The organism is Leucobacter sp. M11, assembly GCF_035726885.1.
Classification (GTDB): Bacteria; Actinomycetota; Actinomycetes; order Actinomycetales; family Microbacteriaceae; genus JAPFRB01.
On record NZ_JAPFRB010000001.1, the window covers coordinates 263,030 to 287,323 of the forward strand.

Annotated in this window: 20 protein-coding genes and 2 pseudogenes; 6 read left to right on the forward strand and 16 right to left on the reverse strand. The window is 64.0% G+C overall.

What is annotated here, in order from left to right; genetic code table 11:
* The first annotated feature begins 489 nt into the window (after positions 1–489).
* Positions 490–714 carry a helix-turn-helix domain-containing protein gene (locus tag OOT08_RS01305; protein ID WP_325090775.1) on the forward strand — a complete coding sequence of 75 codons (225 nt, stop codon included), beginning with the start codon at positions 490–492 and terminating at the stop codon, positions 712–714.
* Between the two features lie 236 nt (positions 715–950).
* On the opposite strand, the gene OOT08_RS01310 is transcribed toward OOT08_RS01305, so the two are convergent.
* Positions 951–1,148 carry a hypothetical protein gene (locus tag OOT08_RS01310; RefSeq protein ID WP_325090776.1) on the reverse strand — a complete coding sequence of 66 codons (198 nt, stop codon included), beginning with the start codon at positions 1,146–1,148 and terminating at the stop codon, positions 951–953.
* A gap of 169 nt (positions 1,149–1,317) precedes the next feature.
* Here OOT08_RS01310 and OOT08_RS01315 point away from each other — a divergent pair, with 169 nt between their 5' ends.
* Positions 1,318–2,226 (forward strand): hypothetical protein, encoded by a 909-nt coding sequence (locus OOT08_RS01315; RefSeq protein ID WP_325090777.1) that lies wholly within the window; start codon positions 1,318–1,320, stop codon positions 2,224–2,226.
* 34 nt (positions 2,227–2,260) lie between these two features.
* On the opposite strand, the pseudogene OOT08_RS01320 reads toward OOT08_RS01315, so the two are convergent.
* The 10 genes and pseudogenes from OOT08_RS01320 to OOT08_RS01365 all read right to left on the reverse strand — a co-directional run bounded on the left by OOT08_RS01320 (position 2,261) and on the right by OOT08_RS01365 (position 14,147).
* Positions 2,261–3,421, reverse strand: a pseudogene (locus OOT08_RS01320) (IS3 family transposase).
* Positions 3,422–3,521: 100 nt separating this feature from the next.
* Complete coding sequence (locus OOT08_RS01325; RefSeq protein ID WP_325090778.1) at positions 3,522–5,945, reverse strand: hypothetical protein; 2,424 nt, start codon at positions 5,943–5,945, stop codon at positions 3,522–3,524.
* On the reverse strand, positions 5,942–6,490 hold the full coding sequence (locus OOT08_RS01330; protein ID WP_325090779.1) for a hypothetical protein: 549 nt from the start codon (positions 6,488–6,490) through the stop codon (positions 5,942–5,944). Before OOT08_RS01330 ends, OOT08_RS01325 begins: the two co-directional genes overlap by 4 nt.
* A gap of 1,564 nt (positions 6,491–8,054) precedes the next feature.
* Positions 8,055–8,300 carry a helix-turn-helix domain-containing protein gene (locus OOT08_RS01335; protein WP_325090780.1) on the reverse strand — a complete coding sequence of 82 codons (246 nt, stop codon included), beginning with the start codon at positions 8,298–8,300 and terminating at the stop codon, positions 8,055–8,057.
* A 555-nt stretch (positions 8,301–8,855) separates the two neighbouring features.
* Positions 8,856–9,752 (reverse strand): bifunctional DNA-formamidopyrimidine glycosylase/DNA-(apurinic or apyrimidinic site) lyase, encoded by an 897-nt coding sequence (mutM, locus tag OOT08_RS01340; protein ID WP_325090781.1) that lies wholly within the window; start codon positions 9,750–9,752, stop codon positions 8,856–8,858.
* 2 nt (positions 9,753–9,754) lie between these two features.
* Positions 9,755–10,459 carry a ribonuclease III gene (gene rnc / locus OOT08_RS01345; RefSeq protein WP_325090782.1) on the reverse strand — a complete coding sequence of 235 codons (705 nt, stop codon included), beginning with the start codon at positions 10,457–10,459 and terminating at the stop codon, positions 9,755–9,757.
* Between the two features lie 55 nt (positions 10,460–10,514).
* Positions 10,515–10,718, reverse strand: coding sequence for a 50S ribosomal protein L32 (gene rpmF / locus OOT08_RS01350; protein ID WP_325090783.1), 204 nt, complete (start codon positions 10,716–10,718; stop codon positions 10,515–10,517).
* 21 nt (positions 10,719–10,739) lie between these two features.
* Positions 10,740–11,228, reverse strand: a complete 489-nt coding sequence (locus tag OOT08_RS01355) for a YceD family protein (protein ID WP_442916168.1) — start codon at positions 11,226–11,228, stop codon at positions 10,740–10,742.
* Positions 11,229–11,314: 86 nt separating this feature from the next.
* Positions 11,315–11,800, reverse strand: a complete 486-nt coding sequence (gene coaD / locus OOT08_RS01360; protein WP_325090785.1) for a pantetheine-phosphate adenylyltransferase — start codon at positions 11,798–11,800, stop codon at positions 11,315–11,317.
* Positions 11,801–11,852: 52 nt separating this feature from the next.
* Positions 11,853–14,147 carry an ATP-dependent DNA helicase RecG gene (locus OOT08_RS01365; protein WP_325090786.1) on the reverse strand — a complete coding sequence of 765 codons (2,295 nt, stop codon included), beginning with the start codon at positions 14,145–14,147 and terminating at the stop codon, positions 11,853–11,855.
* A 71-nt stretch (positions 14,148–14,218) separates the two neighbouring features.
* Between OOT08_RS01365 and rsmD the strand changes: the two genes are divergently transcribed.
* Complete coding sequence (gene rsmD, locus OOT08_RS01370; RefSeq protein WP_325090787.1) at positions 14,219–14,806, forward strand: 16S rRNA (guanine(966)-N(2))-methyltransferase RsmD; 588 nt, start codon at positions 14,219–14,221, stop codon at positions 14,804–14,806.
* On the opposite strand, the gene OOT08_RS19030 is transcribed toward rsmD, so the two are convergent.
* Genes OOT08_RS19030 through gabT form a run of 3 tightly spaced genes read right to left on the reverse strand, consistent with a single transcriptional unit; the run spans position 14,803 to position 19,806 of the window.
* Positions 14,803–16,935 carry a DUF222 domain-containing protein gene (locus OOT08_RS19030; protein ID WP_442916147.1) on the reverse strand — a complete coding sequence of 711 codons (2,133 nt, stop codon included), beginning with the start codon at positions 16,933–16,935 and terminating at the stop codon, positions 14,803–14,805. The two genes, rsmD and OOT08_RS19030, sit on opposite strands and share 4 nt — an antisense overlap.
* Before the next feature lie 26 nt (positions 16,936–16,961).
* Positions 16,962–18,428 (reverse strand): NAD-dependent succinate-semialdehyde dehydrogenase, encoded by a 1,467-nt coding sequence (locus tag OOT08_RS01375; RefSeq protein ID WP_325090788.1) that lies wholly within the window; start codon positions 18,426–18,428, stop codon positions 16,962–16,964.
* 31 nt (positions 18,429–18,459) lie between these two features.
* The gene (gabT, locus tag OOT08_RS01380; RefSeq protein WP_325090789.1) at positions 18,460–19,806 is read right to left on the reverse strand and encodes a 4-aminobutyrate--2-oxoglutarate transaminase; all 1,347 of its coding nucleotides are present in this window, start codon (positions 19,804–19,806) and stop codon (positions 18,460–18,462) included.
* A 183-nt stretch (positions 19,807–19,989) separates the two neighbouring features.
* Here gabT and OOT08_RS01385 point away from each other — a divergent pair, with 183 nt between their 5' ends.
* A complete protein-coding gene (locus OOT08_RS01385; RefSeq protein ID WP_325090790.1) occupies positions 19,990–21,726 on the forward strand; it encodes a PucR family transcriptional regulator in 1,737 nt (578 codons plus the stop codon).
* A 36-nt stretch (positions 21,727–21,762) separates the two neighbouring features.
* Positions 21,763–22,335, forward strand: coding sequence for a hypothetical protein (locus tag OOT08_RS01390; protein WP_325090791.1), 573 nt, complete (start codon positions 21,763–21,765; stop codon positions 22,333–22,335).
* On the opposite strand, the gene thiL is transcribed toward OOT08_RS01390, so the two are convergent.
* On the reverse strand, positions 22,332–23,396 hold the full coding sequence (gene thiL / locus OOT08_RS01395) for a thiamine-phosphate kinase (protein ID WP_325090792.1): 1,065 nt from the start codon (positions 23,394–23,396) through the stop codon (positions 22,332–22,334). The genes OOT08_RS01390 and thiL overlap by 4 nt on opposite strands.
* A 50-nt stretch (positions 23,397–23,446) precedes the next feature.
* On the opposite strand from thiL, the gene OOT08_RS01400 reads away from it, so the two are divergent.
* A complete protein-coding gene (locus tag OOT08_RS01400) occupies positions 23,447–23,977 on the forward strand; it encodes a DUF3515 family protein (protein ID WP_325090793.1) in 531 nt (176 codons plus the stop codon).
* Positions 23,978–24,038: 61 nt separating this feature from the next.
* Here OOT08_RS01400 and OOT08_RS01405 read toward each other — a convergent pair.
* Positions 24,039–24,294 (reverse strand): annotated as a pseudogene (locus OOT08_RS01405) (D-alanine--D-alanine ligase); the annotation flags it as partial.

Here is a 24,294-nt window from a genome sequence, read left to right on the forward strand (position 1 = left end):
CGCTGTCCAAACGAGCCGAAGACCAAGAGCCCTGTCCAACCAACATCAATGTAGGTAGGAATCGAAAGGTTCGGAGCGTTTCTACCATCGCTGTCCCCCACCCAGAAGTGCGTGCCGAATCCGACAGATCTGCGTCTCGGTCAGCGGCGTCACTGCAGCTCGAATCGCGGCAACATGCGCGTCACGTCGTCGGCGTTCATCGATAGCGTCGAGGTCTTGAGCACGGATCATGTGCTTGAGCACGTACCGGCCATCTCGCCCCGGAGCGCGAACCTTTTCCGACGGAAGCTGCCCAGTCCGGATCAGGTGATAGATGGCGTGGATAGGTCGCCCCAGCTTGTCTGCGGCGGCGGGGATGTCTATTCGTTCGTCGGGTCGCTCCATTGACTCCGCCCTTCTCAACACCATTGTCGAGAACTTCTCGTCACCACGAATGAGTGTGACTCATAGTCCGTGGATTATGAGTCACTATAACTCCATCGTTGAAGGATGAATACCCCTGCGCATCAGATCGCTTTCGGCGACCAGCTGCGCAGACTGCGCCAGGAACACGGCTGGGCATCACAAGAAGCCTTCGCACATCACGCTGGCCTCGATCGCACCTACATCAGCTCGATCGAGCGCGGTCGTCGAAACCCTACACTCGACGTGATCGTGAAGCTGGCGCACGCACTGGAAGTCCGACCGGCGGATCTGCTTGCGACTGTTGAGTAGCGAGTAGTGCCCGGCAGGTCCGGCGATTGCTCCAAATACTGCGGGACCGGCGGAGAGGTCGAGGCAACCCGCAGCTCACCAAGCTCAGGCAAACCACTAACAGAGTTGGCCGTCTGATCAAGGACAGCCTTGAAAGGATACTCGTTCACTTCAGTACGCCTGCGCCAAGAGCTTCATCGAGCCTGAGCCACCTCGCCCGCCTTACTTTTTACTTTGATGGCCGCGAAAGCGCCTGACTACCCGCTAGCAACCGCTGCGAACATGGCGCTGGCAGCGACCATCTGAGCGCCGGACTCATTCGAAGCGGCAACCCCGAACCAGACAACGGCAGCACCAGCAGAGACGACCGCAACGACATTGACGAGCAGCAGCGCACGATGTAAACCCTGAGTGCGGCCTTCACGCGCTTCGCCTTTTCGAACAATCGAAACCATGTCCCAATTACACCAGGCACCCCATGGCCGCGCATCCCCCTGAAGGCGGACACTGGTCGTAACTCGTGTGCCGCGTCACGCACAGTAACTGGCCACCGAGATCGCCGAGGACGTACCCTTGATCTAAGGCCATTGAATGGCGCACCACAACTGAACAGGTGGGGTTCTCTTGACCTCAGCGACGCAGCGCATCGCGCAGTACAACAAAGAAGTGGGCCAGCCGCGCGGCGGACTGGTGAACCCGAAGCTGCTGACAGTGACGCAGTTCGACGACGGATTCGGAGTGCTGGATCACAAAATCGAGAACCAGCACCCCAGCACCGTCGGCATAGCGGTCGACTACCTCAGCCGGTTAGCGGATATCCGCCTCGGCATTGACGACAGCCCAGTACGGCTGGCCAGCGAAGCCGTCCGCGGGTCGCTGCTCGGAGCACGAAGCCCTCGTGACTCGGGCACTCACGCTTCCACCAAAGAAGAAGCCGCCCACGCAGCACTCAACCTGAACATGCTGGAACATGAGGACGGTAGCGCGACCTTTGTCATGGATGACGATGCCGTTCGAATCGCCTGTGAGTTGGCGTCCGACGATGCCGCGCTAGGCGCGGGCCCCGCTTGGTCCAACTCGGACAACACTTTGCGCGCGCCGGATGAGACGACCACATCTCACATTCTGACCATGGTCGAGAGGTCACAGGATTTCTTTGAGGATCACGGACCGGGTTGGGATGTCGGTTTCTTCTTCGTTGAGGAGGACGACGAAGAGGTCGACGAGGTACACGCAGACCGCGGGCGCGGCGGATACAACGTCTTGTTCGACAGCGGAGACGGCGAGTTCTTGACCAGAGACATCCTTTGGTCTTTCAGGGCATCCGCCTCGAAACCGAGCATGGACCACCTGCTGCATCTGATGATGTACTACCTGATGGGCAAACAGTCCGGACTCCCCCGGTTCGCCACGCAGACGCACGTCGGAGTCTTCAACCCGCGGATGAACGCTGTTTACCGCTTGGCAGTCGATGAAGTTCCGGCAGAGGTGCTCGAGATTGTTCGACGCGACGTCATCGGATATGAAGGATAGGGGGCGTGAGGAACGATCTGGTGACAGGTTCGGTCTAGGCCGCGAGTGTGAGCGGCTCGGTTAGCTTCGCTTCGAAGTCGATGGGTCAACCCGACGAGCGGGTCCTGGGCGCGTTGGCGGTGGTGCTTCCGCTCGATCCAGACCACGATCGCCAGGCGCAGTTCCTGCCGCATCACCCATCGCTGCTGGTTGATCACATTCGTCTGCAACAGCGACCAGAACGACTCCATCGCCGCATTGTCACCGGCCGCGCCGACGCGGCCCATCGATCCGACTATGTCGTGACGGCGCAACTCGCTCGCCATCGCACGAGAACGAAATTGACTGCCCCTATCGGCATGCACAATGCACCCGGCGACCTCACCGTGGCGCGCAACCGCGTCACGGATCGCGTCGACAGCGAGCTTCGCGGTGATCCGATCCGAGATCGAGTAGCCGACGATGCGGTTCAAGAACACGTCTTCGACTGCGCAGCAGTAGAGTTTGCCTTCGCTCGTCGACTGTTCCGTGATGTCCGTGAGCCAGCGCCGGTTCGAGGCGTCCGCGCGGAACACCCGCTGCACGTGATCGTCGAACACCGGAGGGTCGACCTTCTTGCCTTTCCCGCGACGCCGACGCTGCACGGAGGAGAGGATCCCGGCCTGCGAGCACAGCGCCCAGGCCGTCTTCCGACTCATTCGCCAGCCCGCACGCCGAGCCTCGTCGGCGAGGCATCGGTAGCCGAACGTCGGGTCATCGAGGTGCGCGTCATGCAGGGCGTTGATGCGATGCGCGCGGAGCACGTCCGAGTCTCGGACCGGATCATTGCGCCACCGGTAGTAGGGCTAGCGGGCGAGTTTGAGGACCCGGCACGACACCATCACGGGAATCCCCCCTTCGGCGAGCTCAGCAACGAGCGAGTATGTCAGAGTTTCAGGTTCCCCTGCGACCGGTACGCCGCCGCGCGCCTGAGGACCTCGTTCTCCTGCTCGAGCAACCGGATCCGCTTCTTCAACTCGCGGGCTTCAGCCATATCCGCGGCGGTCTGACCGGGCCGGTTACTGTCCTCGACGTCGGCTTGACGGAGCCAGTTCTACAACATTGCCTCGCTGACAACGAAATCAGTGGCGATCTGTTTGATGGTCACGCCGCTCTCACGGCGACGAGCGACCGCGACGACATCCTCTCAGAACTCTCTGGGGTAGGGACCAGGCATGATGACATCCTCTCCGTCAGCGTCTCCCAGCACTAACGATCAGTTGTCACCGATTCGTTCCTCACGTCCCTTTTACCCAATCCAGATGACTTGTCGGAAGTCAGATACCTAGGTCCGGGTTCGAGAGCATCTCCAGGCAGATTCTGGCGGCACCTCGGGTGAGGTAGTTCCCTTCAGAAGAAGCTAGAACGTTGATCTGATCGACCAGGGGTTTCAGTTCTTTGCGAAGGGATCGTGCGCTTCGTTGCACGGCATGGAGCACAGCCAAGGGAACCTTGATTCCGTCGCTTTTTAGCAGGTTGATGATTCGCGAGTAGACAGCGTCGATGAGTTCGCTCGATGTTGCGAGAGATCTGACCAGCGCGTGGCCGGCTACTGCACGTACGGACGGGTCTGGGTCGTGTGAGAGTTGAAGCAGGAGAACGTGTCCCCAGGTGGCATCGGATTCAGAGATGCTCAGCGGGATCGTCTTGGCGGCCTGGATACGATCCTTGACACCTGCGGTGGCGAGCTGGAGCACTGTTTCAAGGAGGTCGCTTCTCGAAGTCGCCTCAAGTGCGGCTGACAACCGGATGGCTTCACCAAAGACCGAAGACTCGGACTGTGTGAACATGCCATCTCGGCGTTTCGAAGCGATAAGCAGCTGGATACCCTCACGCAGCTTTGTAGCGACGTCCGAGGGTAGCCGTGTGACGTTCTCTGCGAGGCGCTCGACCGCGAGGTTCTTCAGGCTAGCGTCCACTTTGCTGTCCAGGAGGTGTGTCACGATCTCCTCCCACAGCTCATCGCTCGGGAAGCGCAGTGCGAAAGCCGCGGCGACATTAGCGGTCTGATAGCCGCCTACTGACATCATGCCCTTGGATGCGTTCTCGACTTCCTTCCGCAGGAGAGCGCCGAGGTAACTTGTCAGCGCAGGAACCGACTCCCCATCTTCCTCATCGGGTAGCCCCCGGTCAGCGAGGTGGGCGGCTCGGTCGAGTCCTAGGTCAGCTGGGATCGGTTGAACAACGCCGCGAACGTTCTCATCGATCGCGTCCAGGAGCGCGCTCGTCTCGAAATCGCGCTCGGTGGCCTCTGCCAAGCTCAACCACTGCTCCGAGACTTCAGACTCGACCTCACCCCATTCCAGAGAGGAGACGAGGCGTGCGAGGGTGTTCGTAATCGGCTGACTGAGCGATTCTTGTTTCTCGATGTAACGATATGCCAGGGAAGCAATCTCGTTGTGGCGGCTACTGTCGGGAATAAGCCTGGATATCGTCTTCCAAATCCGCTCCCACGAGCTCCAACTCATGTGGCCTTGCAATTGGGGTGTCTCCGCAAAAAGCAAGGTTGCTGATATTGCATCGTCCTTCTGCTGGGGAGAAAGGAAGTCGGACGCACCTTCAAGGACCAGCAAGTCCTGCTCAGTGCACCATCCAGCATTATTGATTCGGCTCGTGACAATCAGAGCGTCCTCCACAAGCGAGATCGATGGTCCTTGAGCCCGAATCCACGTAATTGCGGCTTGCAGAGCCTTCGTCGCTCGCCCTTGACGAAGGAGACGCACCGCCTCACGCACACGCTCGGGGTTGTCTCCCCTCTCCAGGATGAGCACCTTCCCCAGTTTCTCGCGCTCGCCACGCATAAACCCCAGGTGTCCTGAGAGTTCCGCGAGGGTCAGCGATCGATAGCCCGCACCATCGGCAGCGATTCTTCCAAAGTGTTGAGTGTTGGAGTCGGCCTCAACTCGTCTCTCGAATGCGTCTCTCAGTACGATCTCGTCACGATCAGCAGAGCGGAACTGCATCCGCATGTCGACCCAGCTCGTGCGCCCGCGCACGACGCGAACCCAGGTATGGCCTCCGATCTGCTCAAGATACGATTTCAATGACAGAGCGTGGCTACTTACCGAGCGCATCAGATCTCGCTGCACGGTAGAAGCGCCCCAGCTGATCCCGCCTGAGACTGCAAACTCTTGCAGGCTCGAATCCTTCAGCGTCGGAAGCCACTCAAGCGTCTGCTCGACACGACTCCGCGCCTCTTCGAACTTGCAGCTCTCAGTAAGCCGAGCGCTCAACTGCATGTACAAGGAGGCAATGATGAGGCGCTGGGTTGCCGAGTAGTGCAACGGATCGCCAGCGGTAGCACAGAGCTCGTCGAGAAGAGTGTCAAGTGCGTTCACTGCTTCGCTGTGCCTCTCCAGTTCACACAGCGCCACGCTTCCGAATAGAGCGGCCGCTGCGCGAGCCCCTGGAGGCACATCCTGCGCTCGAGAAAGCTCGAGAAGTTTGTCCGCCGACGCTATCTGCGTATCGACTGCCAACGACCCCTGAGCGCTGGCGACGAGCACGTCCATCCAGTGCGAGGGCGAGCCCCCTTCCGGCTGGACACTGTGTCCTTCACTTCGGTCTCTCATCTCGGTGACAAGAGCGAGTGCCGCGGCTCCAGTGATGTCGTCACCTCGAAAGTTAGGGTGCGGTGAGACCGTCCACGGCGCGAGAGCCGCAACAAGCCACTCAACCTCCCAATCGTCTGACAAGTTCATAGGTCACTGCTTTCGTAGGGAGGGAGGGGAGAATAGCCGGGGTTTGTCACACCTGAGCTCTCTGCGAGTGACAATTCATCTGGAGGTGGAGGAGTTCCTCCTTGCCGCCGCGTATGAAGTCTGACGAGAGTCTTCCGCACCTCGTCGTCAAGGTCTTCAGGACGCAGCACCCGAAACGCCTCCGCTTTCAACCCGCACGGGATGCATTGAGCGTTCACGATGTCAACGACGTCAGAGATTCGAACCTTCACGTTCTTGGGATTTCGGCCAATCACGATGACGTGCACATGAGTCAACCGCCCGGCACGACTCGATATGTATTCCTCGAGGACTCGGTCGGTGACCATACGTTCATGATGACCAGGAGGATAAAGAACGAAGACGATGTCCACATCGGCAGTGGCACTACCACCAGACCATAGAAAGTAGGAGCCATACTCCTCGCCGAGTTCGTTCACCAAGAGGTCGAAACGCTCCTCCCATCTAGCCGTGTCTTCGACTTGGGCGAGGAAGTGAGTTTCGATCACGATGGCGGCAGAACTCATCGGCAGCCTCAACCTACGATCGCCACGAGGGACTTATCGAGGTAGAGAGTAGCCCCAATCGTATTTCCGCACTCCGCAGCTGAAACAACCACCGGCAGCAGCATTACGCTCGAGGTTCTATCGCGGTCTCGAACCTCGCCCGCGAATGTCTGTCCAAGACCGGGGCAGCTAGCGAGATCCGGAGGCGCATCAAGCTCGAGGGTCACCAGTTTGCTCGAATCGCTTAGGAAAGTCGCAACGAACAGGGACGCCACGAGGACAGTTGCCGCGAAAAAAGCTGACCAAAGGCCCAAACTCAGCGTCCGAGCTATGCCCTTCTTGATGACTCCGGCATCCTCGATGAGTTCCTCAATGCGTTCCTCATACGTTGGAGGAAGTGTGCGACCTCTCGGCGGGTTAGTGCGTATTCTCCATGCTTCTAGTGAGTGCAGAAACCGAACCAGTGCCTTGCCATCGGATTGATAGGAACTCGCCGAACTAGCCGCCAAGCTCAAGCCCGTTGCGACAATCAAGAGGGTGATGGCAATCAGCCCAAGAACTTGCGCCGGTTTAGGGATAGCCTCCGCAGGAGCAAGGATCAGTCCGGCAGCCAGTGCGCCTGCCGCGGCTGCACACAACGTAGACACAGCACGGGCGCGCGACCTGTACTTCTCATTCGATTCGACAGCGACCTCAAGCCGATGGTCTAAGTCGCTGTACTCCGACAAACTCTTCCCCCCTGAACCGCGATGGACTCAAGCGGTGCCCGTCACTTCACCCTCTGGTGTGAAGGCAGGTTCAGTCTACCGATGCCTCGCGAGGAAGACGAGGAGCAAGTTGGCCACGGCGTTTCAGAACTGTTCTGGTGAGGCCGAGGCCACGGGATACATCGGGCCACAAGACGACAGCTGCGAGTGCCACACTCCTGAGACAATCAACAGCATCTCGTTCCCGATCTGCGATTCGCACGGCCCAAGTACATGAGGTCTCAGTAGCGCCTAGCTTCCTATCAGCGGGAAATAGCACACCCAGATGCTGCAGCAGGCGAGCCTCTTTCTTCCTACTGGCTCGCGTGCACACCACCAGGGCTGGCACCGCGTGCAGGAATCCGATGACCACACGCCAAACGTTATCCGACGAATCAACCCCCTCGTAGGAGGAAGCACAACCTTCGCAGCCCTACGCATTCAACGATCGTGCAGCGCCGCTCGTCGACCCCAGGTGGGTAATACACAAGGTAGGCGCTTTCCTTACGGGCCGCGTCTATCTTGTGTTTCCGACGACGCGTCCTACGCAGTACAGTCGCGTGGCCTAAGAAGCATCAGACGGGTGCGCTCATCGCGTGCAGGGCGGATCCCAGATTTGAAAGGCTCTCCTGCCAGAGGAGGAGGCGTCTGATGAGGTAGTAGCGAGAGTGCTCGAGTTCGAAACCCTTCGTGACGCGTGAGATGAGGACAAGACGGGTATTCGATCGTTGACGCGACGTCGGTTCGCCTAACCCTCGTCCACGCAAACTGGACGCGTCTGACCGGTTCCAACGCTTCGCTGAAGATTCGGCTGCCACAATGAGTTGCACAGAAAAAAGCTATGCGACTAGCTGCGCTTCGAGGAAAGCTTCCAGGTCGCGCGGCCGATAGAGGATACAACCGCCGATCTTGGCGTACCGAGGGCCGGTTCCCTCGCTGCGCCACTTCTTGAGCGTTGAGTATCCGACACCGAGATAGCGGGCCGCGTCCGCTGGCGCGAGAGCGCCGTAGCCGGTGGTGCCGGTTGACTTGCCGTTGCGGGTCTCATCGTCGCGGGTTGCCAGCGTCGGGGTGGTGGTGGCCATGTTGTCTCCTTGAAGGTTGGTGGTTTGCGAGCGGATACACGTTCTAGTCCGTTCTGCTTCACCGAGAGGCGCGGAGACCCCTCGGTATATGCCGCGGGTTACCCCAGTGCGGCCTGCCACTTCTCTTCTCAGAACAGCCCCTGGCCGAGCCTGCTCCGGATCGACTCACCTGCATCGATCACGCCAATCAATCACGTCCGCTGGGAGGTGTTCTCAAGAGTGAGAACCCAGTATGCGATCGAGGCAAAACAACCGTAGCACACGCTCTGTCGGGCTCTCAGAGGCTAAGTTACCCTCGGGCTCCGACGCCCGAATAGTGTCATCGTCATGAAGACGACGAGCATCGCAGCAGCGAAGACCCTGGCCGGCAGCGGCATCAGTGGTGCGCCTATCGCGGCGTGCTCTCCCCCAGCTACATCGTGGTCACACGCGCAAGACCCTCCATCCAGCGAGCGTCACGCAGCCCGGGAAACCTGGAGCCCAGAGCTCGTATGAGACATGTGGAGCTACCTGAGGCTCAGGTTGGAATAGTCGCTTGATCAGGCCAAAATAGTACTAACGGGCCAAGCGTTGGCACCTCGGACAGAAATGGGAAGACCTACCAGCAAACGGAATTCGTTTGATCGCCGTGCCGCAGCGATTGCACGGCTCGCCGGTGCGCCCATATGAATTCAGGGAGTGCGCAAAATAACCGGCTTCCCCGTTGACGTTCACATACTGCGCGTCGAAGCTGGTCCCGCCCTCACGGAGCGCCTTGCGGAAGACGGTCCGCACCTCCTCAAGCAGCCGTGTGCCCTGCTCCCGGCTCAGCTCAGTCGCGGGGTGCTCGGGATGAAGCTGGGCGGCCCAGAGCGCCTCATCCGCGTAAATATTGCCAATGCCGCTCACGACGCCCTGGTCCAGCAGGACACGCTTGACGGCGCTCTTCCGCTTCGTCAACGCCGCCAGGAAGACTTCATCGTCAAAGCCGGGATCCAACGGGTCACGGGCGATGTGCGCGGCCTGGCTCGGCACCCTGGCGTCCGCGGCACCAAAGCCGCCGGAAAGGCCATCGTGCGTGGGGACCAGTCGGTCGAGTGCCAGGGAGCCGAAGAGTCGCTGATCAGCGAAGTCGAGGCGGAGCTCCCCATGCTCGGGGTTCTCCAACCAGATGCGCACCCGCACGAAACGATCCTCGGGCGCGTCCCCCGTGCGCAGGAGCATCTGTCCGCTCATCCCCAAGTGCGCGAGGAGCGCGTCCTCCCCCTCGAGGAGTGGCAGCCACAAGAACTTCCCGCGCCGCTGCGGCGTGGCAAAGCTCACCCCGCGCAGCGCGTTTTCAAAGCCCCCACGCTCGGCCGGATGCCGCTTCAGGGCGCGACGGTCGAAGACCTCGACGGCCTGCACGACAGACCCGATCAACGCCGGTGCGAGTCCGGCACGGACCACCTCGACCTCGGGAAGCTCCGGCACGGTTATCGAGTCTGCTTGCGACTGGCTTGGAACTTGGCGACGGCATCGCGAGCGGCGGCCACCTCGGCGGCCTTCTTGCTTTTGCCAGCGCCCGTGCCGGTCGCCCGCCCGAGATGAACCGTGGCCGCGAAGGTCCGGTCGTGATCCGGGCCGGAACCGATGACCTCGTAGGCGGGCTGGGCGAATCCGTGCTCCGACGCGAGCTCCTGCAGCGAGGTCTTCGGGTCCAGCGACACCGTGAAGCGGTCGGGGTCCTCCAACAGCGGCTCGATGAGCTCCCGAACGAAAGCCGTTGCCTGCTCCGGGCCCGCAGACAGGAAAACCTGCCCGATGATGGCCTCCATGGTGTCCGCGAGAATGGACTCCTTCTCGCGCCCCCCGGTGAGCTCCTCTCCTCGTCCAAGCAACAGATGCTCGCCCAGGCCAATCCCCCGGGCGATCTCCGCGAGCGCCACCGCTGAGACCAGGCTGGAGCGTCGCTTCGCGAGTTCCCCCTCGCTCAGCTTCGGGTAGTCGAGGAACAGCTTCACGGTGACGGCCTGGCCCAGGATGGCGTCCCCCAGAAACTCGAGCCGCTCGTTGTGCGCAATCCCCCCGTGCTCATAGGCGTAGGAGCGGTGCGTCAACGCAAGCTTCAGGTCTTCTGGGGCAAGTGCAATGCCGAAACGATCCAAAAAGCCGTTGGCAGCGCGTTTGTGCGCGTCCAACGGCTGATTGGTTTCTGCGTTCCGGGGGGTGTGGTTCTCTTCCCGGCTCACAGGATTAAACGTCTGCGACCTTGCGGCCCTTGTACTCCATGAAGAGCGGGGTGCCGGCAGAGTCCTCGACCACGCGTGCGCGGTGGGGGAGGCTGTAAACGGTCTTGCCGTTCTCGACGGTCTTGACCAGCTTGGGAGCCTCGGCCTTCCACTGCGAGCGGCGGGAGTGGGTGTTTGAACGCGACATTCTCCGCTTGGGAACAGCCATGACTATCTCTTTTCTCTCGTACTATCCGGCATTGGGCGCGTCGCCCGTACCGCTGTCTGTGGAAGCCGTAAACGCAGTAAGCGCCGCCCAGCGGGGATCAACCTCACCCAGCGATTCTTCTGCCGCACCGTCTTGCCGCTTTTCACCCGTTACCGGGTCAAGTCCCGGACAATCCGGACGGCAAACCGGCTGGAACGGCAGTGCTAGGACTACCGCGTCACGGAGCGGGGATTCAAGATCGACAGAGTCATCCTGAACCCCATACTCATCGGCTTCCTGTCTATCGTAGGGGAAAAGCTCGTGAAATTCGAGTTCGACAGGCCGTTGAATGGCTTCAAGGCACCGACCGCATTCCCCGTGAGCCGTGGTTTCCACGGATACGGTCGCCAGAATTCCCTCGTGCACGGATTCGAGCCGCACATCAAGGAAGAGCTGCTCCCCCGCGGGCACATGGATAAGACCCTCGCCCAGCTGGTCCGGGACGACGATCTCTCGCTCCCGTTCGCGCATCTCGCCGGGGCGATGTTTCAGGTCGCGAATATTTTCTTGGTACACGGTCTGTTTCACCGCATTAGCCTAACCGATTCAGCTGGGCTCTAGCCGACCGTGCTGAGGAACTCGGCAACCACCGGCGGAACATACGGAGAAACGTCGCCGCCGAGGTCAGCCACCTGGCGCACCAGCGAGCTCGAAACGTGGGCGTGCATCGGATCCGTGAGGAAGAACACGGTTTCGACATTGGCCAGGCTTCGGTTCATGATGACCATCGGCGTTTCGTAGGCAACATCGATCTGCGAGCGAATGCCCTTGACGAGCACCGTCGCACCGACTTCGAGGCAGTAATCCACGAGGAGCCCCATCGACCAGGACGCCACGACGATGTTTTTCGGGAGCTCGGCTTCCGCGATTGACTTCTGGAGCAGGGTCATCCGCTCGGAAATCGGGAGCAGTGCCTGCTTATCGGGGTTATGGACGACGAGGACGTGGACTTCGTCGAACACCTGCGCGGCCCGACGGATCACGTCGAGGTGCCCGAGGGTGACGGGGTCAAACGAACCGGGAACTACGGCGATCCTACTCATGCCCACCAGCGTATCGGGTTCCCCTCCCGGAGGGCCAGGCGACCCAGCCAACTCAGGACTTTGCTAGGTTCTGCACGCGGAGGTGGTCGCGTTCGCGGTTGAGCACGTCTCGCAGGACGGGCAGCCCGGCGAGTTCGGGGTCTGCCTCGAGGAGCCCGGCGGCGATCCCTCGGGTGTGCGCAATGAGTTCCCCGTCTTCGAGGACCCGGAGCAGTCGAAGCGAGGAACGGCCGCCCGACTGGGCCTCGCCGAGGATGTCCCCCTCCTTCCGCAGCTCAAGATCGATTTCCGCAAGCTTGAACCCGTCCGTGGTCGCGGCGACCTGATCCACACGGGTTCGTGCGGTCGAACCGGGGGCCGCTGATGTGATCAGGAGGCACAAACCGGGAACCGAGCCGCGCCCGACGCGCCCTCGAAGCTGGTGCAGCTGAGAGACGCCGAAGCGCTCGGCATCCCGGACGATCATAAGCGCCGCGTTGGGCACGTTCACCCCCACCTCAATCACCGTGGTCGCCACGAGAATGTCGACCCGCCCGGCCGCGAATTCAGTCATGACCCGATCCTTCTCCGCCGCGGGCATGGCGCCGGTCAGCGCTTCGATTCGGGCTCCGACGAGGCTGGGCTCCTGCGCCAACTCCCCCAGGGTGTCCTCCACATTTGCGAGGGGCTTGAGGGCCGGCCGGCCGGCGGCTTCTGGGTGCCCGGGCGCTGATGAGGCTTCCTGCGGGGAGGCTCCTCCGGCCGGCGGCGTCGCCTCTGTCGTCCCCGGGGCGATGGCCGGGCACACCACGTACACTTGGCGGCCGAGCGCGATCTCCTCGGCGGCGCGCACCCAGGCTCGCTTCTCCCACTGCGGGTGCTCCCGGGTCGGCACCGCGTGGGTTGTGATCCCGAGCCGCCCCGGGGGCAGCTCCTGGATCACGCTCACCTCAAGGTCGCCAAAGGTGGTGAGCGCCACCGTTCTTGGGATTGGCGTTGCCGTCATGACCAGAACGTGGGGTGGGGTTTGCTCTGCTTTCTGCCGAAGAGCCTCCCGTTGTTCGACCCCGAAACGGTGTTGTTCATCGACAACGATCAGTCCCAAGTCCGAGAATGTCGTCGTTTCGGTGAGCAGGGCATGCGTGCCAATCACGATCTGCGCGGCCCCAGCAGCCGTGGCGAGTAACGCGCGGCGACGCTCCTTCGCCGGCATCTGACCCGTGATCAACACCGGTTGCAGTTGTTCAGTGAGCTCAGGGCCTAGTGACTCTTGGATGGACCGGAGATGCTGAGAGGCCAGAACCTCGGTCGGAGCGAGCAGCGCTGACTGCCCACCGTTTTCAGCGACCTGGAGCATAGCCCTCAACGCGACAAGCGTTTTCCCGGAACCAACCTCGCCCTGAAGCAAGCGATGCATCGGGCTGATGGCAGAGAGTTCCGCCGAGAGCTCCGCGCCCACCGATTCCTGGTCACCGGTCAACGGGAACGGAAGGGCCGCATCGAACCGGTCCAGCAATCCCGAGGCGACGCGGGGCCGAGCGATGGCGACCTCGTGGGATCGGCGTTGCCGTTCCCGCAGGAGGGAGAGTTGGAGATGCAGGGCTTCCCGAAAACGGAGGCTTTCCCGTGCATGTTGCCATTCCTTATCGCTTCCCGGCTGATGAATCAGCCGGAGCGATACCCCCAGAGGGAGAAGCTGTTCATCGCTCAGCAGAGACTCCGAGAGGGTTTCCGTCACCCGGACCTGCTTCAGGACCAGCGCCATCGTTTTCTGGATCGTCCAACTGTTGACCTGCGCTGTGGCTGGGTAAATCGGCAATGGCTGGTCCACCCAGGCCTGGGCTGCCGCGAGATCGGGGATGAGGGCCGCAGACTTCGCCATCAATGGCGGTGCCCCAGAGTAGTGCCCCGTGCGAATTTCCGGCTCATCACTCAGCGGCGTGACGGCTTCGTCTTCGGGGAACAGCTCGTAGTCGGGGTGAGCGAGCTGCAACGTGTTCCGGAACTCGGTGACTTTGCCAGCGAAGATGCCTCGACGACCAGGCTTGAGGTCATTCATCCGCCATGGTTGGCTGAAGAAGGTCAGGCTCAGACGCCCCACCCCATCCGTGATGATGACCTCGAGGAGACTCCCCCGGCGGTTTTTCATGCTGCGCGATTGTGCGTGCACCACCTGGGCAACGATCGTGACGTGCTCCCCCACCGGAAGATATTTGATACTCGTCAGCTCACCGTGGTGTGTGTATCGACGGGGATAGTGCCCGAGCAGGTCCCCGACAGCACGATACCCAAATGCTTTTTCAAACGCGGCGGCAGTTTTAGCCCCAACCACAGGGCCCAGCGGGGTGTCCAGGCTGACCTCATCCATGTTCCAACTGTAACGTTGAGGGCCGACGTCCGCCGTCGTTATCCACAGCAGCTGCGCGCTACGCTTTGTGTATGACCCGCATCATCTCCGGCAAGGCCGGATCCGTCCGCCTCGACGTTCCCAAGGCCGGGACCCGCCCGACGAGCGATCGCGTGCGGGAGGCCGTTTTCTCGTCGCTGTCTTCGTGGGATCTCCTGGAGGGCATGCGCGTCCTCGACCTCTACGCCGGGTCCGGCGCACTCGGTCTCGAAGCAGCAAGCCGGGGCGCATCCGAAGTTGCCCTCATCGAACGGCACCCACCCGCTGCCCGGATCACGGAGAGCAATGCCACCCGAGTCAGGGCAGCGATCGGGAAAGACACCAGCATTCGCGTTCATACCGCCTCGGTTGCTCACTACTTGAACTCGGCCGTGGGCCCCTGGGATGTCATTTTTTCGGATCCGCCATACGATCTCAGCGAGCAAGCCCTGGCAGAGGATCTGCAGGAAGTCCTGCGGCTCCTCTCCCCCGAGGGCGTCGTGGTTGTGGAGCGGAGCGGTCGCTCGCCCGAGCCGAATTGGCCGGCTGGCCTCAGCCGGTTCCGGGAAAAGAAGTACGGCGAAACGACGCTGTGGTGGGCGGAACTCGACAGCGATGACGCTGAGGAGACTCCGGGCTAAAACGGTGCACGCTTGGGCGGCGGCCCGCTCGCCGGAAGCAGCCGCACGGGGTCGGTTGCATATCGGCGTCCAGTGGGAGACTCCCAGATCAGGACGCCGTCCCGATTGTCCCGAAGCACCCATCCGTTCCCACCTGGTCGACCCGGGAACGGGAAATCTCCTTTCAGATCATGGTGTTTGCGACAGAGATGCGCCAAGTTCCCGGGCGTCGTTTCCCCGCCCTTGCTCCAGGCCCGTGAATGGTCCAGGTCACTCGTACTCGCCGGACGATCACAGCCGGGGAACCGACATGTCTGATCCCGCACCCGGAGCACGCGGCGCAGTTCCTCTGAGGGCACATACTCCGTACGCCCCAGGTGCAGCGCGGCACCAGTGTTTGGATCGGTGATGATCCTGGCAAAAGCACCGATCCTGGCGCTCACTTCGCGAGCTGCCTCAGCGTCGATCGGCCCGTACCCGCTGAGTTGCGCGTACCGTTCCCCGAGGATGGTCTCCGGGGAAAGAGCGTTCCCATCGCTGCCAGGGCTGTCGAAATCCCCGTGTTGGCTGTCCTGCGGCCTGCCAGTGATCAAAGGCACCCCGCCACCCGCTTCGGAGGCGTGCTGCTGCAGTCCCAGAACCACGTCGAGAGGCATCGTCACACGCACCTCGCCTCGGATCCCTCCGGGGATCTCCGTGTGAGTCAACGTGGGGGCGCGTTCAGGGGCGAGGCGAGTTTCCCCATTGGACTCCGGCGCGGAGCCCGCCGGGACACGCGGAGCGGGAGCCGTTTCCCCTTCCATCAGAAGCGCAATACCGGCGTCAAAGCGAAGCTGACTGAGAGTTCTCGGTTGCCGCAAAAGTGCTTCGTCGCACCGCAACCGCTCTCGATAATCCCTGTTCGACTCCCCTCGATGTCTAGGATGCTTCTGACGGATGTCACGGAGCTGTTCCCGATAGTCAGCCCGTTCGTCTCTCCGGAGTCGGGCAGCAATCCGTTGCACTCTGTCCTTCGCACACAGGATGTCTGGGGCCGGCCCAGTCAGGATGAGCTGTGCCATCCCCCACGGCGCTTGCTGATACGAAATGTCCCGGTCGGCACGAGCGAATTGAGCTTTCCGTTCCGCGTCAATGGGATCGACTTGTTCTCGGAGAGACCGGCTTAAGGAGCGGAGCCTGCTCGGCGTCATCCGTTCCGCCTCACGAGCGAGGGCAGAGTCCAGCACCTGCCGTTGCCCCTCCTCCGCGCCCTTCGTGTGTTCGAGAATTACGGTGACATGCCGACTCCCGATATCACCACGATGAAACTTTGCGTAGGTTTCTGGGAGCGCTTCGATCAAAAACACAGCGGAGGTCACGAGCTCATTCGAGCGTGTCTGTGATTCACGCACGGCTGCCGCGACCTCCGCGGCGACCGCGTTGTGGAACAGGTCTTGGTCAGCTGTTGATGGGTTGCGCAGTGATTGCGCTAGCAACCCACCGTCTTCGTCGCTTCGCTGGGGAGTTGCCCGCATCTGAGCGGCACGGAGCATTCGGGCGAGACGCGCGATAGCGTCGACTCGGAGCGCTTCAGCCTGCGCGACGGCGCGATCCGCCCGCGTGAGTGCTTCTGAAGACTGCCGAAGAGCATGCGCAAACGCCGCGTCCTCCAAGCTCAACCAGTTGGCTGTCTCGTCAGCAGCAGTCGCGGCTGTCAGTGTGGGTTCTGGTGCGCCAGAGCGCTGGGCTGTGTGGCTCTTCACGCGCGCTCGATCCAGGTCCCCACGGATCTGGTCACGAACCGACCGTAACGAGGGAGTACGCGTTCGTCGGGGGATCGTGACTCGCGGGCCCGGTCCCAGGTCCATGTTCGCCCCGGTATCGCGGGCCGCCCTCCCGCGCTGTGCTGTTCCGCGTTCACCGACGTCGCGGGACTCATGCCGAGAACGGTCAGGGTGCTGGGAACGCGCCGGGTTCGAATCGTGGTTCATGCCGAGTACGGTACCCAGCCCGCTCAGCCCCGGGCCCTCTCGGGGCCCCTGCTGTGGACAAACGCACTCAGAGGGAACCCGTGTGCCAAGGGCGGGCGGCCAATCGCTTCCCGGTGCAATGAACCGCTGGAATGTTTGACAAGAATGGCCCCGCCGCTCACAGGTGAGAGGCGGGGCCATTCGATGAGCTCACGCTCGAAGGAACGCTAGCGCGGGAGCAGCGTGTACTTCGTGGAGAGGAACTCGTGGATGCCCTCAGCGCCGCCTTCGCGGCCGAGGCCGGACTGCTTGACGCCACCGAAGGGAGCTGCAGCGTTGGACACAACGCCAACGTTCAGACCCATCATCCCGGTCTGGAGCTGTTCAATCATGCGGTGGCCACGGTGGATGTTCTCCGTGAACACGTAGCTGACCAGCCCGTACTCGGTGTTGTTCGCGATCTGGACAGCCTCTTCCTCGGAGGAGAAACGGATGATGCCAAGCACCGGTCCGAAGATCTCCTCGCGAAGAATTGCAGCCTGCGGGCTCAGCTTGTCCAGCACCGTGGGCTGGAAGTAGGAGCCCGGGCCCTCGATTGCGGAGCCACCGGTGAGCAGCTCGGCACCGGTGTCGATCGCGTCAGCCACGAGACGTGCGGAACCCTCAACAGCTGCGTCGTCGACGAGGGGTCCGATCGAAACGCCCTCCTCCGTGCCGCGGCCGATCTTCATCGCGTTGACCTTCTCGGTCACCCGAGCAGCAAACTCGTCGGCGACGGACTCGTGCACGATGATCCGGTTGGCGGCGGTGCAGGCCTGGCCAATGTTCCGGAACTTGGCGGCCATGACGCCCTCAACCGCACGGTCCATGTCAGCGTCCTCGAAGACGATGAACGGGGCGTTGCCGCCCAGCTCCATCGAGGTGCGCAGCACGCCCTGGGCGGCCTGTTCCAGCAACTTGACACCCACCGGGGTGGACCCGGTGAAGGACAGCTTCCGAAGACGCGGGTCGCTCAGGAGCGCGTTCGACATCGCACCGGACTTGGAGGTCGTGATCACGTTCACCACGCCCGCGGGCAGGCCAGCGTCCTCGAGCAGCTGCGCGAAGAAGATCGTGGTCAGCGGGGTCAGCCCTGCGGGCTTGATGACCACGGTGCAACCAGCGGCAAGCGCGGGAGCGATCTTCCGAGTCGCCATGGCCAGCGGGAAGTTCCACGGGGTGACGAAGTAGCAGGGGCCAACGGGCATCTGCGACACGAGCATGTTGCCGGTGCCCTCGGGGTTCGAACCGTACTGACCGGAGATCCGGACAGCCTCTTCGGAGAACCACCGCAGGAACTCGCCGCCGTAGGCGACCTCGCCGCGAGCCTCAGCGATCGGCTTACCCATCTCAAGGGTCATGAGGAGCGCGAACTCCTCCTTGCGCTCCTGGAGCAGGTCGAAGGCGCGGCGCAGGATGTTGCTGCGCTCGCGGGGAGCCGTGGCTGCCCAGTCGTCCTGCACAGCGACGGCCGCGTCGAGGGCGCGAATCGAGTCCTCGACCGTGCCGTCAGCGATGACCTTGATGACATCGCCGCTGGAGGGGTCGTTGACCTCGATCGTGGCACCGGAGGAAGAAGGCTCCCAGGCACCGGCGATGTAGAGGCCGTCCTTGACGGAATCGAGCAGAGCCTGCTCGTTCTGGTTCAGAGACATGTGTGTGTCCTTTCGGGGGTTCGGCGCGAGCCTAGTTGGCGGCCAGGATGTCGGCAACAACCTGCAGGCCCTCGAGGAGCAGCTCGTCCGAGATGCTCAGCGGGGGGAGGAAGCGCACGACGTTGCCGAAGGTGCCGCAGGTGAGGACGAGGACGCCCTGCTCGCCGGCCTGCTTGGCGATCGCGCTCGTGAGAGCAGCGTTGGGCTCCTTGGAACCGGACATGACGAACTCGACAGCGCTCATTGCGCCGCGGCCACGGATGTCGCCGATACGGTCGTCGTTCTTCTGGAGCTCAGCGAAGAAGTTCTCGATCAGGGCGCCGATCTCGTTGGCGCGCTCCGCGAGGTTCTCCTTTTCGTAGGTGTCGATCGTGGCGAGCGCGGCGGCGCACGCGATCGGGTTGCCCGTGTAGGTGCCACCGAGGCCACCCGCGTGAGCGGAGTCCATGATCTCGGCGCGGCCGGTCACGGCCGACAGGGGCAGGCCACCGGCGATGCCCTTGGCGGTGGTGATCAGGTCGGGTGCGAAGCCCTCCTGGTCAGCGGCGAACATGGTGCCGGTGCGAGCGAAGCCGGTCTGCACCTCGTCGAGGATGAAGACGACGCCGTTGGCGGTGGCCCAGTCGGACAGTGCCTTGAGGTAGCCCTCGGCGGGGACAATGAAGCCGCCCTCGCCCTGGATGGGCTCGATGATCATCGCGGCGAGGTTGTCTGCACCAACCTGCTTCTCAATCTGCAGGATGGACAGCGCGGCTGCCTCGGCGCCGGTCAGGCCGTCGCGGAAGGGGTAGGACGCGGGGACGCGGTAGATCTCGGGAGCGAAGGGACCGAAGCCATCCTTGTAGGGCATGTTCTTGGCGGTCATACCCATGGTCAGGTTGGTGCGGCCGTGGTACGCGTGGTCAAAGACGACGACGCCGTTCTTCTTGGTGTAGTGACGAGCGATCTTGATCGCGTTCTCAACGGCCTCAGCGCCGGTGTTGAAGAGCGCGGAACGCTTGTCGAAGTCACCGGGGGTGATCTCGTTGAGCTTCTCGGCGACCTCAACGTAGCCGTCGTAGGGGGTCACGGTGAAGCAGGTGTGCGTGAACTTCTCCACCTGGGCCTTGACGGCCTCGACAACGGCGGGAGCCGAGTTGCCGACACCGGTCACGGCGATGCCGGAGCCCAGGTCGATCAGGGAGTTGCCGTCGGCGTCAACCATGACGCCGCCACCGGCTGCGACGGTGAAGATGGGCAGTGCCACGCCGACGCCTGCGGCAACGGCGGCGTTCTTCCGCGCGAGCAGCTCCTGCGACTTCGGACCGGGGATCGAGGTGACGAGCTTGCGCTCCTGGGGAAGCGACGGGCCGCCCTTGATGTTGGTGACGTCAGTCATGGGGAGTTCCTCCTTGAAAAAACGGAATGCGGCCGAAGAGCTCGACCGCTTCCCAGTGTAGATCCGCGCCCGCCGCACAGAAACCGCCAGTATGGTTAACGATGCCGGTACTTTTCGACAGAGTGGCAAACTACTCGGCATTCCTTCAATCCGAGCTCCGCACTAGACGCCCAGGGGGTTTCCGTGGCACAGATTATGCCGGGAGCGCACGCAACGCTGCCCCTGAGTACCCTGCTCCGGCAGTACCACCTCGGGCTCGTGCTCATCGCAGGTGGGACCGCGCCCTCCGGCAGCGGCGCGCCGGACGATCCCGAACCCCACCTCTCGGCGACGCCCGCTCGAATCGGTTCCGGGGGCAGCCCGGTCCCGGTCGCAGAAGACCCGCTGAACGCCCCCGTCCAGTGGGTACACGGTTCTGACCTCGCTGATCCCTCACCGTTCCTCACCCCACGAACGGTGCTCCTCACCACCGGCGCTCAGTTCCGCGGCGAAGACGCCCCGCCCACGCGCGCTCTGGACGCGGCGCTCCTCGAAGCGGTTGCCGATCCCTCAACGGAGGTGGTCGACGCCTATGTGGCGCGGCTCGTGTCCGCCGGGGTGTGCGCGCTCGGCTTCGGCGTGGGTATCGTGTACGAGCGCATCCCCGAGTCGCTCATCGCCGCGTGCGACGCCCACGCGCTTCCCCTCTTTCGGGTGCCGTACCTCACCCCGTTCATCGCGATCGTGCAGTCCGTGGCCCGCCTCATCGAGCGCGAAACCCACGCGCGGGATGCGTGGAGCGTGCAGGCGCAGCGCGGGATCGCCCTCGCCGCCCTGCACAGCGACGGCCTCGGGGCCGCCGTCCGAGAGCTCAGCAGCCGCCTCGGTCGCTGGGTGGCGATCTACGACGGAATCGGACGGATCACGCAGATCTCCCCGGCGACGGCGCGATCCACCGCCTCGGCGGACTGGGTCCGTGCCGAGGTCTCCGCCCTCATCGAGCGAGGCAACCGTGCCAGCCGTGTCTTGTCCGGCGCGCACGACGGGGCGCAGTTGCAGACCCTCGGCTCCGGAGGCCACCTCCGCGGAGTGTTCGCCGTCGGTGGCCAAGAGCCGCTCGACGCCGCCGCCCAGGCAGCCATCGGCACCGTCGTGGCTCTCGCCACCGTCACGCTCGATCACTCCGGCAAGCTCGCCACCGCAAACAGCGCCCTGCGCTCCGGAGTGCTCACGCTCCTTGAGGGTGGGCACGTCGACCTCGCCACAGCGGTCGCGGGCGAGGCCTGGGGTCGGCTCCCCCGGACGCCGCTCCGGGTGCTCGCGCTGGGCGCGGGCCCCCACCGCCCCGCGGCGCTCACCGCCCAGGTCCGCTCCCTCTCCGAAGCGCTCGGGAGCAGCGTCTTCTCCGGAAACATCGACGGGCAGCTCTTCCTGCTCGCCGAACAACGGCTCCGTCGCCCCATCATCGACGCCCTCACCGCCGGGGGCTTCAGCTCGGGTTCGTCCCTGCCCACGGATTACTCCCACCTCTCCCAGGGGTTCGAGCAGGCCCGACGTGCGCTGGACGCGGCCGAGTACGCGGGCGGCGGCCAGCAGATCGAGTTCGATCTCAGCCATCAGGCGGGCCTGCTCGAACTGATCGAGGGTCAGGATGCCGCCGTTCGTCGCGCGGCGTCCCTCCTCGGCCCCCTCGTTCTCCAGGACGAGCGCGCCGATGAGCACCTGATCGACACCCTGGAGACCTGGCTCCGGCACCACGGGCAGTTCTCCCCCGCAGCCGAGGAGCTTGGGCTGCATCGGCACACCCTGCGCACCCGGATCCAGCGCATCGCCGGGCTCCTGCAACGCGACCTGAATCTCGTGGACACCCGCGCCGAACTCTGGGCAGCGCTGCGCGTGCACGCGGCCACAGCGCCCCCGGAGCACGGTGCGTTACCCTGAGTGAACCCCGCCCGCGATCCGCCAAGGAGACCCCCGATGTTCGCCCCCCCGAAGCTTTCCCCGGCCACCGCTCGCCCGCGCCTTCGCGGCTTCGCCCGCGCAACGGGCGCCGCCGCACTGGCCCTCGGGCTGGGTCTCGGGCTTGCCGCGTGCAGCCCATCCTTCGGCTCAGACCTTGCCAAGAGCGCCGGCGAACTGACCGGGCTTGAGGAGCTGAGCGCCCTCAGCGACGGCCTCGCCGGGATCGAGGGCGCCGTCGCCGCCCTCGGCAGCGCGGTGACCGTCGTCGCCTCCGACGGCACCCCCAGCACGATCTCGGTCACCGAGGGCGACCAGTATCTGATCTTCGGCTCGCGCGATCTCGACCCTCAGGAGGCGAGCTGCGAGGTCGACAAGGCCTTTGGCGTCGTCGCCCCGATCTCGCAGAGTTTCATGAACATTCCCACGCCGCAGGGCACGCGCTTCTCCCTGGGCGAGTTCACGGCGACCGCGACCGGGGACGCCGCGGTGACCTGCCAGGCCCCGTCCGGCGCCGGCATCGTCGTGATCGGTGCCTCGGCCATCGAGAGCGTCTTCAACCAGGCGACGAACCCGGACGCGGCGGGCTAAGTGAGGCTTGCGGGGGCGTCGCGCCGGTCCAGGAGTTCCCGGCCACCCCGCTCAGCGCCCACCGCATAGGGGTCCCAGCCGCGAGGGGCATAGGCTTCCCCGTCCACGAGCAGATCCGTGTCCCGCGGGAGCACCGTGCCGATGACCCGGAAGCCCTGCGGCACGCTCTGCCGATTCGGGAAGACCGCGAGCAGGCCGTGGTCCTCCCCGCCCGTGAGGGCCGACACGGGGTCCTCGCCGAGGAGCGAGGTCTCCAGCGCAAGCGTGACCCCGCTCGCACGGCCCATCCGGGCGGCGTCCAGGCTGAGCGAGTCCGAGACGTCCATCATCGCCGTTGCCCCCGACTCCGCGGCCACAATGCCGAGCGGGATGGGCGGGCTGGGCGCGAGCTGCGCGGCAAGCTCATCAGGGTGCTCCTGCCACAGCTCGGGCAGGCCGTCCGCGGTGGCCACCCCGTCAACGGAACAGGCGGAGAAAAGCAGCGAGAGCCCCTTCCCGGACAGACCCAGCTCCCCCGCGTACGCCAGCAGCTGGCCGGGGCGGGCCCCCGAGCGCAGCACGGGGGCCCGCCCCTCGAGGTTCCCGAGGGCGGTCACCGCGATCACGAGCTGCTCCGCGCGGGAGAGGTCGCCGCCGACGACCCCGCACCCGGGGGCGAGCGTGCGGCAGGCCGCGTCCAGCCCGCGGGCAATCTCGGTCAGGTACGAGACCGGCATCGCGTCCGGTGTCGCGATCGTCACCGTGAGCGCGCTCGGCGCGGCTCCCATCGAGGCCACATCCGAGAGGTTCGTCGCCGCCAGTTTCCAGCCGAGCTCGAAGCCGCTGTGCCAGGCGCGTCGAAAATCCGGGCCCTCCACCATCGCGTCAGAGGTGATCACGGTGTCGCCGCTCGGCGTGAGCACCGCGGCGTCGTCGCCGGGCCCCACCGTCGCGGATGCCGCCGCGCTGAGCTCGGCGAGCACTCGCGAGAGGAGCCCTTGCTCCCCCAGCTCACCTACCGTGAGGGGGGCCTCCGCCCCCGCCGTCGATGACCGCGGACCGGGCAGTGCGTGCTCACTCATGCACACAACGCTATCGGGTTTGCCCCAGCCCGGCACGGTAGCCTGGAGAGGTGTTGAAATCCGTCACCTCCCGGTCCGTCGTTCCCGCCGTTGTCCTCGGACTGAGCTCCGTGATTCTGCTGAGCGGCTGCTCCGGAATCGTCCCCCTTGAGGCCGCCCCGGACGCGAACAACCCCGCCTGCGCCGACCTCACGGTTCGCCTCCCCAGCGAGGTCGCCGAGCTGCCCAAGCGCACCACGAACGCCCAGTCCACGGGTGCTTGGGGCGACCCCGCCGCGATCCTGCTCACCTGCGGCATTGAGGCGACGGGCCCGACGACCCTGCCGTGCATCACCGTGGACGGCGTCGACTGGATCCGCGACGACAGCCAAGCGCCCCTGTTCCGCTTCGAGGCCTACGGCCGTTCCCCCGGGGTCGAGGTCGTGATCGACGCCGACGCCGACGTGAGCGGCACGACCGCGCTCGTCGACCTGAACTCGGCGATCTCCGTGCTGCCGCAGGAACGCAAGTGCATCGGTGCGGTGGACGCGGGCGCGATCCCGGACAACGCGGAGGACGGCGCGACCGTCGAGGCCCCCTAACGAGGCTCCCTGCGCGAACGACGCGGCCCCCGAAGCGATCGCTCCGGGGGCCGCGTCGTCGTTAGCGCGCTGCGGCGCGCGAGCCCTCCAGGGCAAGCTCGATCAGCTCGGTGATGAGGTCCGTGTACGCGAGCCCGGAGGCCTCCCACAGCTTGGGGTACATCGAGAACGGCGTGAAGCCGGGCAGGGTGTTGACCTCGTTCACGACGGGCCCGTCCGCGGTCAGGAAGAAGTCGACCCGGGCGAGCCCCTCGCACCCGGTCGCCTCGAACGCGGCCACGGCCGTTTCCCTGAGCGAGGCGAGCTCGGCGTCACTC